Annotated in this window: 12 protein-coding genes; 10 read left to right on the top strand and 2 right to left on the bottom strand. The window is 60.3% G+C overall.

Annotation, left to right across the window (positions count from 1 at the left end; translation table 11 throughout):
• Nucleotides 1-77 precede the first annotated feature (77 nt).
• Nucleotides 78-485 carry a bacteriohemerythrin gene (locus B9N93_RS02820; RefSeq protein ID WP_085210692.1) on the bottom strand — a complete coding sequence of 136 codons (408 nt, stop codon included), beginning with the start codon at nucleotides 483-485 and terminating at the stop codon, nucleotides 78-80.
• An 837-nt stretch (nucleotides 486-1322) separates the two neighbouring features.
• Here B9N93_RS02820 and B9N93_RS02825 point away from each other — a divergent pair.
• On the top strand, nucleotides 1323-2501 hold the full coding sequence (locus B9N93_RS02825) for a right-handed parallel beta-helix repeat-containing protein (RefSeq protein WP_176225103.1): 1179 nt from the start codon (nucleotides 1323-1325) through the stop codon (nucleotides 2499-2501).
• A gap of 179 nt (nucleotides 2502-2680) precedes the next feature.
• The gene (locus B9N93_RS24390) at nucleotides 2681-2950 is read left to right on the top strand and encodes a hypothetical protein (protein WP_125468805.1); all 270 of its coding nucleotides are present in this window, start codon (nucleotides 2681-2683) and stop codon (nucleotides 2948-2950) included.
• Here the strand turns inward: B9N93_RS24390 and B9N93_RS02830 are convergent.
• Nucleotides 2937-4445 carry a carbohydrate porin gene (locus B9N93_RS02830; protein ID WP_085210696.1) on the bottom strand — a complete coding sequence of 503 codons (1509 nt, stop codon included), beginning with the start codon at nucleotides 4443-4445 and terminating at the stop codon, nucleotides 2937-2939. The genes B9N93_RS24390 and B9N93_RS02830 overlap by 14 nt on opposite strands.
• Nucleotides 4446-4607: 162 nt before the next feature.
• Here B9N93_RS02830 and xpt point away from each other — a divergent pair, with 162 nt between their 5' ends.
• The 8 genes from xpt (at nucleotide 4608) to asnB (ending at nucleotide 13187) form a co-directional block, all read left to right on the top strand.
• Entirely contained in the window at nucleotides 4608-5177 is a 570-nt protein-coding gene (gene xpt / locus B9N93_RS02835) for a xanthine phosphoribosyltransferase (protein WP_085210698.1), read from the top strand.
• Nucleotides 5178-5425: 248 nt separating this feature from the next.
• Nucleotides 5426-5926 carry a nucleoside deaminase gene (locus B9N93_RS02840; protein ID WP_085210700.1) on the top strand — a complete coding sequence of 167 codons (501 nt, stop codon included), beginning with the start codon at nucleotides 5426-5428 and terminating at the stop codon, nucleotides 5924-5926.
• 42 nt (nucleotides 5927-5968) lie between these two features.
• On the top strand, nucleotides 5969-6652 hold the full coding sequence (locus B9N93_RS02845) for a putative antibiotic biosynthesis monooxygenase (RefSeq protein ID WP_217807253.1): 684 nt from the start codon (nucleotides 5969-5971) through the stop codon (nucleotides 6650-6652).
• Between the two features lie 133 nt (nucleotides 6653-6785).
• Nucleotides 6786-8183, top strand: coding sequence for an argininosuccinate lyase (gene argH, locus B9N93_RS02850; protein WP_085216147.1), 1398 nt, complete (start codon nucleotides 6786-6788; stop codon nucleotides 8181-8183).
• On the top strand, nucleotides 8180-8797 hold the full coding sequence (locus B9N93_RS02855) for a histidine phosphatase family protein (RefSeq protein ID WP_254899322.1): 618 nt from the start codon (nucleotides 8180-8182) through the stop codon (nucleotides 8795-8797). Before argH ends, B9N93_RS02855 begins: the two co-directional genes overlap by 4 nt.
• A gap of 33 nt (nucleotides 8798-8830) precedes the next feature.
• On the top strand, nucleotides 8831-9460 hold the full coding sequence (locus tag B9N93_RS02860) for a Uma2 family endonuclease (RefSeq protein ID WP_085210702.1): 630 nt from the start codon (nucleotides 8831-8833) through the stop codon (nucleotides 9458-9460).
• A 113-nt stretch (nucleotides 9461-9573) separates the two neighbouring features.
• A complete protein-coding gene (locus B9N93_RS02865) occupies nucleotides 9574-11331 on the top strand; it encodes an ArnT family glycosyltransferase (RefSeq protein WP_085210704.1) in 1758 nt (585 codons plus the stop codon).
• 2 nt (nucleotides 11332-11333) lie between these two features.
• Nucleotides 11334-13187 (top strand): asparagine synthase (glutamine-hydrolyzing), encoded by a 1854-nt coding sequence (gene asnB / locus B9N93_RS02870; protein ID WP_085210706.1) that lies wholly within the window; start codon nucleotides 11334-11336, stop codon nucleotides 13185-13187.
• Nucleotides 13188-13229 lie beyond the last annotated feature (42 nt).

Below are 13229 nucleotides of genomic sequence, written 5' to 3' on the forward strand. Positions count from 1 at the left end.
ATAAGGCCGGGGAAAAACGGGGCGGGCATAAAAAAGGGGCCGTCGCGGCCCCTTTGCGGTCGTGGCGTGGCGGGGATTTAGCCGACGCCTTTCTCGTTGAGATAGGGTCCGTAGTGCTTATCGTGGTTGGGGATATGGTTGTAGAGCCAGTCCTTGACGAAGACGCAGGTATCGCCGGTGATGTCGATTGCGCCGACGTGGAATTTCTTCTGCACGTCGAGGCAGGTATTGACCAGCTCGGCATGGAGCTTCTTGTGGGCGTCGGCGCCCGGATAGCCGTGGGCGTCGAACAGGTCTTCCTCGGTCTTGAAGTGGCCGGCCACGTAGGCGATCAACCCGTCCAACTGCTTGCCGATTTCGGCGCGGTCGCCACTGTCCACGGTGTCGTTGAGGGTGTTGACCATATCGAAGATCACCTTGTGTTCTTCGTCGGCGGCGGTGATGTGGGTGCCGAAAGCTTCCGCGGTCCAGTTCAAAAGTGCCATGGGGTTTCCTCCTTCGGTCGTTGCCGGTTTGGGTCTTTTTGTTGACGGTTTGTTGCCCGGTGAGGGCCGCGCCACTCTATACCGGCGGCGGCGGGGGGCGTTTGAGGAAAATCAAGGTTTTGGGGGATTGGTTTGGGAGGCTGGACACGGGGCAATCATGCCGCCGTGGAGATGATGGGCGACGAGGGCTTGGGCGAAGAGGAAGTTAATCCGGCCATATCCTGGGCCATTCACCATGAGGCGACGATGCCCATCGACCGGGGAAAACCCGCCCGGCACCGGCCGGGGGTCGATGGGCCTGTCCTCCATACCGCCGACGCTCACGGCCCTGTCGGCGCTTGCGCGGGATCGCCAGCGAAAAACCCAATTAGCTGCTCCAGCCGACCCATCAATACCCCAGAAAAACCTATTACAGCGGTTTCAGTCCAAGCAAATCAAACGGTCAAGCGCAAACCATCGTTTTCTGATTGAAATTTTTGCGATCCGGCTTGTTTTTTAACTCGCCGATATAGAAACCGCCGCGCTACCCATCAATACACCCCCCACCCAGCTTAACAATAAACCGACTCAACCGAGATGTACCATTAATCGCGGCATTCTCAATCACAAAAACCCACCAAAATGCCTTGTTGAAAACGCCTCCCTTTTAGTGTATTAAATAGCGCGGTCGCCGGTATTAAACTTAAACCCACCGCAAGGCGGGAATGGAAGCCATGGTTCTTGAGTCAAGGCCACCCAGACCATCCAAAGCGATTGCAGCGAGCTTCGCTCCGGCAGTCCGGGTTCATATTAATCAACCTCTGCCGCCATAATTAACTCATGGATGAGGATAATGACATGATCACGCAATATATCCACAAAATATCCCTCCAAGCTTTGGTGATGTACGCCTCCGCCTTGGCATTCCCCCTTCCCACGCACGCGGCCACCAACACCCCCTTGGACTGCAAAGGGGTTATTGCCGTGAAAGGCGGCTATAAGCTCACCCATGACACCACCTGCACGACCATACTGAACGAGAACCACAAATTCCTCGACCTTAACGGATTCAAGCTCACGACAGCAAGGTTGAGCCCACAAGGCAATGGTGTCACCATCCGCAATGGAAACCTTGTGATGGACCAAGCGTGGTGGATAGGCGACGCGGGGCGTCTAATCAACCTCCATATCTCTACCCGCTCCACGAGTCCCGGTTTCTTCATTGAAACCGCTTCCAATTTTACCGTGGACAAATGCAACTTCACCAATATTCCTGGGGTGGCCCTGAGCTTCTATTTCGGGTACGGCGGGATGGTGCGGAATTCATCGTTCACTGGTAATACAAAGGGCATCAGTATCCAAAGGAATTGGTCAACGGACAATCCGACCTTAGGTGTGAACATCCATAATAATAAATTTATAGGCAATATCACAGGAATCAACCTCTGGAATGAAAACTTTGGCGGGGTCAATGGCAACAAAATTACTTCCAACCAATTCCTGAATAACGGATCGGGAATCTGGATGGAGGCAAGGCCGGGGATGGGAGCGCAATTCCCCGGAATGCAGGGCAACCAATTCGTGAACAACCAGTTCCTCCACAATAGCCATGTGGGGATATATATCAAAACCGCATGCTGGCAATCCTCGCCTACGGAATGCGGCGGCAAGGATACCTTGGTGGCCGGGAATTATTTCATCCACAACGGCTACACGGTTGCGGCGGACTTCCCCGATATCGATGACGGCATGAAAGCCCTGGGGAGGTGGATGGAGAACGGCGCTAGCTCTCCATCCGCCCTCGTCGGCGTGAAGGTCTCCAACAACAGGGCCAACCTGAACGCCGATCTTGGCTTGGACGTGGACGGGGTCACGGACGGCGGCGGCAATAAAGCCAACCTCAACCGAGACCCCATGCAATGCCTGGGCGTGTATTGCGCTTCCACATTAGGCGCGACCCCCCGTCGCAGCGAGAAAGACCGGAGCGAAACCGTGATACCACTTGATGAAACCCAGTTCCGTCACGCACCTGATTGAGATTCGCCCCCGGACCCTGGATACGAGTCGCTCCCTGGCGAGCCCCGAAACCAGAATAGGACTGGGGCATCGCCAGGGACCAATGAACAGGTCCTCCTTCCGCGTAGATTCCTGTCCGCATGACGCACCATGCGCGGCTGGTTGATGCCCAAGAACGGTCGATATCGAAACTTTTCCCCATGAGCAGCGAATCAAAACCCTGGGCCCGCCGCACACCGTTTCCCGCCATTTGGCTCAAGGCCAAGGACCATTTCGCCCGCATGAAAAAGAGTCATACCGATTCGACGGAATACCACATATTCAGCGAACGACCAAACGTCAACTGCTCCTTCGGCCAAGCCGTATTGCCGCAATTCCCGCCCGCTCTCAGCACCATCATCAATTTTCGCAACCTCAATAGACCTTACACATTGACGGGAATCTTGACAAAACCAATCAAAATAATGTGACGATCTGAAAGATCATGGAAGTAGCCGCAGGATACTGGCCACCATCATTCGTGGGCTTGCCTGGGTTTGGGACATAAGTGAATGTAGGCTGAAAGAAAATATCCCCTACCACATGGGCCTGATAGTACATTTGCGTAAGAATTTCGGTCTCGCCACCCCTGGGAGGATTATTAAGCCACGATACCCCGAGACCAAGCCCCATGGAGTCCTTTGGACGGCTAGGCAATAGGTTGATGCCCGTCACGCCAAAACCTACATACTGGTTCGCGAGCATGGTCTTAGAATTATTGATACCGTATTGGACATAGCCCAGCAATACGCCGGTGGTGCCTTCCTCGACATTCAGGTTAAGCAACCGGTTCGTGGCGGTCGCAAACACGCCTTGGGCTCCGCTCTCGCGATGAGGGGACGCCCCCATCCAACCACTTTGCCCCCAACCGCCGACCGCCGCCTTGCCTGGATAGCGGCCGTCCCAAGAAATTCCCGCCTCGCCGATATTGAAATAATAACTATCGAAAGTCGGCCAAGCATGGGTGCCGGTTTGCCGACCCCGAGCCAAACTGCCATCATAAATGCCGTAGGATAAATAGCCATGGGCGGATGGCGTCGCCGTAACAGTCATACCCCAAGCCGAATTATAATAACCCGGCAGCACGCCAAGTACCGACGGATTGACAAAAATCGGCGTGAAAAGCAAGCCACTAACCGCCGCGACAAAGGGTTTCTCATCGGGGATGGGCAGCCTCCGGCTGACATTATTGAAATCGAAAGTCGGCACGCTTTTTCCGACCCGGACTATCAAGTGTTCGTCGAACAACGTTTGCCGCCACCACATTTCATAGAGTTCGCTGCGGTTCAAAGGGGCCACTCCGGTCAGTCCATTGTAGCCAGTCAGCACGCCCGCCCTGCCATTGCTAGGCTGGCCGTCAAACTGTAGAAACGTCGCCGAAAATGTTCCGCCATGAATTCCAGCCAGGGTTTTCATATCCAGTAGCAGGTCAATAATCCCCAGGCTATTGAAACTCGCACTCCCGGACAGGCGTCCCGACATTTGTATATCCGCATTCCCCACCCACAGCCCACCTAAGCGAACTCCAGAATCCTCCGCCAGACCGAGTTGCTGACCAAGCCAACCCGTGCCAGTAAGGATATTATCCGCGCCTGGATTGCCCGAAATACTTGTAGGGTCTTGATCTTCCAATGACTGGCGACGGTAGGTCAGTTTTGGCGCTTTGGTAGTTTCGCCCCCCGGACTACAAGGGCCACCCGTTTCCTGGACTTTGGGCTTATCTTTGGAAAGATATTCGATACAGGGGTTCCTCTCCTGGATCGGCGGGTCTTTTGGGGGAGGAGCCTCGGCTTGGGCAATCCGTATATTTGCCATCAACACCAACAGGGCTATACCTACCATACCTGGCCCGGAAAAATCATCGCCCGGAGGATTATAAAAACCCTGCATCATCGGATAAAAGCCTATTCTGGGCTTGTCGATCATCGCGCTCGCCCCATATTATTCTTGCCTTGGCGCGGCATATATAGATACAATCGCTGCTTAGAATAACCACGACTCAACCAACCCTGGATTAAAAGGGTTTAAATTTCGTGGAACGCTCCAAAATCCGATACCAATGCCCTATTGACCGGATCAAGAAACCCTATGCAGCCCCTTAAGCTTCGCATATCCCAGAGTGCGCGAAATCTCGGCAACGGCATCCTCAGCGTCAGTGGATTCATCAATCATCAGGTTGATCCAGAACTCATGGACCTCTGTGGACGCGAACTCGCCCGCCGTTTTTCCAGGGCGGGCGCGACCAAGGTTCTAACCGCCGAAACCTCGGGCATCGCCCCCGCGTTGACCACCGCCCTCCATCTCCGGGTGCCTATGGTCTTCGCCCGCAAGACAAGGCCAGTCACATTGCCGACCCCGGTCTTCGAGATGGCCGCGCCTTCCCATACCCAGCAGAAAACAGAGCGCCTGATCGTATCGGCGGAGTATCTTTGCCCGGACGACCGGGTCTTGATCGTGGACGATTTCCTCGCCTTCGGCCACACCATCTTGGCCCTTTCCAGCCTCGCCCATCTGTCGGGAGCCGCGGTGGTGGGCATCGGGGTGTTGATTGAAAAGTCATTCGAGGGAGGACGCTCGCTTTGCCGAGGACTGGGAGTTCCCATCGAAGCGCTGGCGATGGTCAACGGGATGCCGGACGGCGAAATCTTGCTTGAGTGAACGCACCCGCCGCCCATTGCAACACGCGCCCGGACCTTTGCCAAACAATCTTCGGACCCCGTTTGCCGGTCAAGCGCCCGGTTCTTGCGTCCCGCGAATAGCCCGTCCCTAAGCTGTACCTAATATATTGGACAATTGTTGTACCCACCCATCCCCCATGTTAGGCTGGAACGCCGCCAGCCCAGGCGAGACCAAGCCGGATACGGCAATTGAGACCACCGTTTCTGATGTTTCACCGGAGAGCGTCGATGTCTAATAGCACCCTTGATCATGCCGAACATGAGAAATTCCTCCGCCGCGCCATCGCATTGTCGGCGCGGGCATCGCTCGAATATTCCACAGGCGGCGTCTTCGGCGCCGTGGTCGTCAAGGATGGCAAGATTGTTTCCGAAGGTATGAACCGCGTGGTGGCCAGCCATGATCCGACCTGGCACGCGGAAATGGAGGCCATCCGCCTGGCCTGCATCACCCTCCAAAGCTTCAAACTGACCGGTTGCACCCTTTACACCTCCGCCGAGCCCTGCCCCATGTGCCTCGCCACCTCGTACTGGGCGGGCCTCGATCACATCTATTTCGCCGCCACCGTGGAGGACGCCCTCAAGTACGGCGACTTCGACGACAGCTTCATCTACAAGGAACTCGCCCTGCCCAAGGAACAACGCTCGATCACCATAACGGGCATGCTGCGCGAAGAAGCGGTCGAAGTCTGGAAGCAATACCATGAAAAGGCGGACAGGGTTCCCTATTAAGGCCGCACACCCCAGCGTGCCCCAACCCGTGGAGGAGGATAGATGGACGCCCAGTCTCCAAGCACCGCCCCTTCCCCGGTGGAAATCCATATGGCCTGGGCCTCGTCGGTCATCATGCACCGTATCCCGCCCGAGCGTTCGGACGATTTTTTAGAGTGGCAGCGTGGCGTCACCCTGGCGGCACAGGATTTTCCCGGTTACCGTTCCACCGTTATCTATCCCCCGGTGGAATCGGGTTCGCAGGAGTGGGTAACCGTCGTTGAGTTCGACAGCCAGGAATCGCTCAGGAACTGGCTGGATTCGACGGTGCGCGAGGAGTGGGTTTCCCGGCTTCCACGGGAAATCGCGGACTTCCGCCTCAAGACCTTGCTAAATGGATTCGGCCCCTGGTTCGGCAGTTTGGTCCAGGGCGCGGACGAAGCGTTGCCGCCTAGTTGGAAGATGTTCCTGACCGTGCTGCTGGGACTCTATCCGACGGTGATGCTGCTGACCCTATGGGTCGGACCCTACACATCGCCATTGGGACTTTCCTTATCCATGCTGATCGGCAACGCCTTGAGCGTCGCCATCCTCCAATGGGCCGTGGTTCCGGCGCTTACGGCCCTGTTGGCTCCTTGGCTCGGTGCGCCCGGATCGAAGAGCCAATGGCTCGCGGCGGGGGGTGCCGTGTTCATCCTTCTGCTCCTGGGAGGAATAGCGGCCCTGTTCCACGCATTCATGGGCTAACCACACCGGCCTTTCCCGGATCGCCCCACCGTGCCAACCCATGGTACGGATGGAGTCCCGCCCGCGCTTCCGCTCGGGAAGCACCCGCCTCGGTTATAATCCCGCCCTTCCCAGCCGCACCGAGATTTCCCCCATGAGCAGCGAATCAAAACCCTGGGCCGGCCGCTTCACCCAAGCTACCGACGCCTTCGTCGAAGCCTTCACCGCCTCGGTCGGCTTCGACCAGCGCCTCGCCCGGCACGATATCCAAGGCTCCATCGCCCACGCCACCATGCTGGCCCGCATCGGCGTGTTATCGCAAAAAGACCTGCACACCATCGTTGGAGGCCTGGAAACCATCCTGGCCGAGATCGAACGCGGCGATTTCTTCTGGTCGGTGGAACTGGAAGACGTGCATATGAACATCGAAGCCCGCCTCACCGACCGTATCGGCGAAGCCGGGAAGAAACTCCACACCGGGCGCTCCCGCAACGACCAGGTCGCCACCGACATCCGCCTCTACCTGCGCGACGAAATCGATGGGCTCTGCCAGCAACTCGCGACCCTCCGCGCCGCTTTGATCGACTTGGCCGAGCGCGAAGCCGACACCATCCTGCCCGGCTTCACCCATCTGCAAGTGGCCCAGCCGGTCAGCTTCGGCCATCACCTCATGGCTTGGCACGAAATGCTGGCCCGCGATCAGGACCGCCTGCGCGATTGCCGCAAGCGCCTCAACGTCATGCCGCTGGGCGCGGCGGCGCTGGCCGGGACTACCTTCCCGCTGGACCGCCATTACACGGCGGAGCTTTTAGGCTTCGACCGCCCGGCGGCCAATTCCCTGGACGCCGTGAGCGATCGGGATTTCGCCATCGAATTCACCGCCTGCGCCAGCCTGGTGATGATGCATTTGTCGCGGTTCTCGGAGGAATTGATCCTGTGGACTTCGGCGCAATTCGCCTTCGTCGATCTGCCGGACGCCTTCTGCACCGGCTCCTCGATCATGCCGCAGAAGAAAAACCCGGACGTGCCGGAACTGGTGCGCGGCAAAGCGGGCCGGGTGTTCGGCCATCTGGTCGGCCTCCTGACCCTGATGAAAAGCCAGCCCCTGGCCTACAACAAGGACAACCAGGAAGACAAGGAACCCTTGTTCGACACCCTCGACACCCTGAAAGCCTGCCTCCGCGCCTACACCGACATGGTGCCGCACCTCGCGCCCAACCGCGAAGCCATGCGCTTGGCGGCGCTCAAGGGCTACGCCACCGCCACCGATTTGGCCGATTATCTGGTGCGCAAGGGCATTGCCTTCCGCGATGCCCATGAAGTGGTCGGTAAGGCGGTACGCCTGGGCATCGACAGCGGACGCGACCTCTCGCAATTGACCTTGGACGAACTCAAGGCGCTGTCGCCCCGGATCGAGGCCGATGTGTTCGGCATCCTGACCCTGGAAGGCTCGCTGCAAGCCCGCGACCACTTCGGCGGCACCGCCCCGAACCAAGTCCGGCAAGCCGTGGCCCGCGCCCGCGCCCAACTCGCCGAGGAAGCCCAGCCGTGAGTACCGAAGAGCGCGTCACCACCCTCATCGACCTGATGCGCCACGGCGAACCCGTGGGCGGTAGCCGCTACCGGGGCCAGATCGACGACCCGCTCAGCGACACCGGCTGGCGGCAGATGCGGGCGGCGGTGGGCCCACACGCGCCTTGGGACGCCATCGTCAGTTCGCCCTTGCGGCGGTGTTTCGATTTTGCCGAGGATTTGGCCGGACGGCTCAACTTGCCGCTGGAAAGCGACGACCGGCTGATGGAAATCGGCTTCGGCGTCTGGCAAGGCAAAACCCAGGAGGAAGTGACCCAATTCGATCCGGGGCTGCAACAGCGCTTCTACCGCGACCCCATGAGCCACCGCCCGGAAGGGGCGGAAGGCTTGGGCGATTTCCGGGTGCGGGTGGTCGCGGCCTGGAACGATATCCTCAACCGCCACGCCGGCCAGCATGTGTTGATCGTCTGCCATGCCGGGGTCATCCGCATGGTGCTGGCCCATATCCTCGAAATCCCCCTGTCCAACCTGTTCCGCATCAAGGTCGGCAGCGCCGCGCTGACCCGCATCGAATGCGCCGAACAGGGCGAGGAATTCCTGGGGCAATTGGTGTTCCACGACGGCGCGTTGTAGCTTTCACACCGCCCAAAGCTTCGGAGGATTGCCATGGCCACCGTTCCATCCACGCTGTTCCACACCGCCGAGGATTATCTCGGCCTCGAACGCCAATCGGACCAGCGCCACCAATTCATCGACGGGCAAATCTACGCCATGGCCGGGGAATCGCTGGCGCATAGTACGATTTGCTGCAACCTGTTGAGCCTCCTGGTTTCCCAGCTACGGGGAACGCCGTGCCGGGGTTTATCGCCCAACATGAAAATCCGCAGCGGCCCGGCCCAGAAGCACTCCCGCAAAGGACTGTTTTCCTACGCCGATGCCAGCGTGGTGTGCGGCGAACCGCGTTTCCACGATGAACACCGCGATGTGTTGCTGAATCCCACCCTCATCGTCGAAGTGCTGTCGCCTAGCACCGAAGCCTTCGACCGCGGCGAGAAATTCCACCGCTATAGCGCCCACCTCGACAGCCTGCGCGATTACCTGCTGGTTTCCAGCGAAAGCGCCGTGATCGACCATTTGCGCCGCAACGCCGCCGGGGAATGGCTGTTCACTTCGGTCGAGGGTTTGGAGGCCGAATTGCTGGTCGAGTCCATCGGTTGCCGCTTGCCACTGGCGGAAGTCTACGAACGGGTGGAATTCCCATTGGAAGAAGAAAATCCTCTCACCGACGCGCCTTAATCCCACCGGCAACACGCCTTTCCGGGCCGCATCCCACCCGGCAGCGCCTCCCGATGTAAAATAACGGCCCCGAGCCTTCCGCTCCCATCCTCATAATCATTCCAATCCCATCCATGGCGTTCTCCCCGCACAGCGAGGCGCAAGCCTCGGCCGGCGCTGGCTTGTCCTGCGCCACCCGGCATTGGTTTTCCATCCTGGCCTTCCTGGTCGCCGCCTGGGCCGTGTTCGGCCATTTGGGCGATTTTCCTCTGCTCGCACCCGACGAAGGCCGTAATGCCGAAGTCGCCCGCGAAATGAAGACAGCCGGGGCTTGGCTGGTCCCGACCTACAACGGGGCCACTTATCTCGACAAACCGGCGTTTTTCTTCAGGGCCGTGGCGATCTCGCTGGACCTGTTCGGCGAATCGGAATTCACGGCGCGGCTGCCTTCGGCGCTGTTCGGTTTCGGGCTGTTGACCGCGTTGTTCGCGTTCTGCCGCCGGGTTTATGACGAGCGCACCGCCGCGCTGGCCTTGCTGGTGGTGGCGGCGACCCCGCTGTATATCGCCTTCTCGCGCATCGTCATCTTCGATATGACCTTGGCTTTTTTCGTCTGCACCTCGATCTTCGCGGCCTATCTGGCGGAGGAACACGAAGGCACATCCCGGAACCGCTGGTCTCTGCTGGCGGCGTTCCTGGGCGGGGTCGCCACCTTGGTGAAGGGGCCGGTGGGTTTCATCATCCCTTTGTTGGTGATGCTGGTGTTCCATGGCAGCCTCAAGCGCTTCGATGCCATGAAGCGGCTATTCAGGCCGGTGCATGTCCTGGTGTTTTTCGCGGTGGTGTTGCCGTGGTTCGTGGGCTTGTCGCTGGCCTGCCCGGATTTCCCCTACTACGGCATCATGCGGGAATCCATCGCCCGCTTCACCACGCCGGTGTTCCGCCGGACCCAGCCGTTTTATTACTACGGGCTGATCATCGCCAGTTGCTGTTTCGCCTGGAGCCTGCTGCTGCCGGAAGCCATCGCCGCCGCCTGGCGCAAACGCGCCGCGCTGTCCCGGCCCGACCGGCTGTTCATCGTCTGGGCGCTGGTCGTGGTGGTGTTTTTCTCACTGTCGAAATCGAAGCTGCCGGGCTACATCCTGACCGGGGTGGTGGCTTTGGGCGTGGTGGCGGCACGGGTGTTTGCTGCGGCTATCTTGGACCGGGCGGGACTTGCCGCCGCCGTGGTGCGTCGGGCCAGTCTCGCCTTGCTGGTGTTCATGCTGCCCGCCGCCGTGGTGATGGCGGTTATCGCGGCACGGCCCGAACTGTTGGAACAACGCCTGAAATTCCCGCATGAAATTTTCGCGCTGTTCATCCCGCTGATGCCGGCGGCGGCGTTTTCGCTGGGCGCGACGGCTTTGCTCGCGGGCGTGGCCTGGGTCCGCCGCGATGCGCGTTGGGGCATGGCCGCCGCGCTGGCCTTGCCGCTGTTGATCCTGACCGTCAATTTCGAAGTCTTGCCGCGCTATGCCGATACCCGGTCTTCCCGCGCCCTGGCGGCACGCCTGCCCAAGCTGCCGGACACCACCGAATACGCCTGCATGAGCTGTTTCCCGCCAGGATTGCCGTTCTACCTCAAGCGGCTGGTCACGCTCATCAGCGAGGATGGCCGGGAATTGACCAGCAATTACGTGTTGTTCTCGCTGGCTTCCGGCAAGCCCTGGCCGGAACACGTCGTCGCAACTGCGCGGATGGACGCTTGGCTACAAAGCCGGAATCATCCGGTCTACCTCATCGCCAAATACGACAAGCGCCCCGCGCTCGAAGCCATCGCCGCCGCCCGCGGCGTTCCTGTCACGGATATCGGCGCGGGCCATTGGGCCGCGCTCCTGCCTGCCCAACAATAGCCATGTGTGGAATCTGCGGTATCGCCGTCCTCGGGGCGGCACAACACGATGTGAATTTCGAACCCGTCGCGGCCATGGTCGCCCGTCTGAGCCATCGCGGCCCGGACGGCGAATGGACCACGGGCGACGCTTCCGCCCATTTCGGGATGGCCCGTTTGGCGATCCGGGGTTTGGACAGCGGCGTGCAGCCCATCGTCGAGCCGGACAGCGGCGTGATGGTGGTGTGCAATGGCGAAATCGACAATCACCAGGCACTCCGCGCCTTCCTCGAAGAGCGCGGCCACAGGATCGAGCAAGACACCGATGTGGCGGTATTGCCGGGCTTGTATCTGGAACTGGGCGAGGCGTTCGTCGAACGGCTGGCCGGTGCCTACGCCCTGGCGGTTTGGGACCCCCGCGAACGCAAAATCCTGTTGGCGCGGGACCGTTCCGGGGAAAGACCGCTGTTTTTCCGGTATGAACACGGCGTGGTGCGTTTCGCCTCGCAAATCGCGGCGCTGACCGCAAGTCTGCCGGACGGCTTGGCCTGGGACGGCGCGGCTTTGCGGCGTTATCTGCAACTCGGGCATTTTCCGGCCCCGGACAGCCCCTATACCGGCATCCACAAGGTCGGTCCCGCCGAAACCATTGTCATCGACGCCGATGGCCTGCGCCGCGAACGCTATTGGCGCTGGCCCCGCGCCGTGCCGGTACCAACCGATACCTCGCTGGACGCCTTCGACGCTGTGTTCCGCGCCGCCGTGTTCCGGCAAACCGAGGTCGATGTGCCGTTCGGGCTGTTCCTGAGCGGCGGGGTGGATTCCTCGCTCATCAGCGCGGTGGCGAAAAGCCTCAGGCCGGATAAGCCGCTGACGGCCTATGGCCTCCGGTTCAGCGAAGATTCCTATGACGAAGGCCAGTTCGCTGAGCAGGTCGCCCGGCAACTGGACATCGACTACGTGCCGGTCTGGGTGAAACCGGAGGATGTGCCGGGACTCCTGGCCGAATTGATCGCAACGGCGGGCGAACCCCTGGCCGATCCGGCCTGGGTGCCGACCGCGCTGTTATCGCGGCGGGCGGCGCGGGATATTCGGATTTCGCTGTCGGGCGAAGGCGCGGACGAGTTGTTCGCGGGCTATCCGACCTATTTCGGGGCCGGGATCGCCGAGGGGTATAGCCGTTTGCCCGGCGGCCTCCGGCGCGTGATCCGCCAAGCCGTGGACCGCTGGCCGCCGAGCGACAAAAAAGTCACCCTGTCCTTCCTGCTCAAGCGCTTCGTGCAGGGCGACGAGTTGGACGGGCTGGCGCGGCATGTGTTGTGGACTTCCAGCGTGCCGCCCGCGCTGCTAAAGCGGCTGGGCCTCGAACCGGAACCCTGGGCCTGGACCGCGCCCACCGGGGAAAACACCTTGCTCGACCGGCTCCAGCACTACGATTTGGAACGCCCGCTGGCCGAAGGCTTGTTGACCAAGGCCGACCGGGCCAGCATGTTGTCGGCGCTGGAACTCCGCGCCCCGTTCCTCGATCCCGAGGTGATGGATTTCGCCGCCGCGCTGCCGCCGAAGGAGCGGGTCCAGGGCATCGAGACCAAGGTGTTCCTCAAGCGCTATGCCGAGCGCTACCTGCCCAAGGACATCGTCTACCGCAAGAAACGCGGCTTGTCGGTGCCTATCGGGGCTTGGCTGCGCGGCCCCTTGCGGGCGTGGGCGGAAACCACCCTGGCCCATCCCGGTTTCGGGCGGCTGGGGGTGGATACGCGGGCTTTGCGGGAAGTGTTCGACGAACACCAGCGGCGGACGGCGGACCATGCGCGGGCGCTGTGGGCTTTGCTGGTGTTGGGGGAATGGTTGGCTTGGGCGGAACGGCGGGGGGAATGAACGACGCGACCAAGGATCAAGTCCCAGTGATTATCCTATAAT

Origin of the sequence: Methylomagnum ishizawai, from assembly GCF_900155475.1 — a bacterium.
Taxonomy (GTDB): Bacteria; Pseudomonadota; Gammaproteobacteria; order Methylococcales; family Methylococcaceae; genus Methylomagnum; species Methylomagnum ishizawai_A.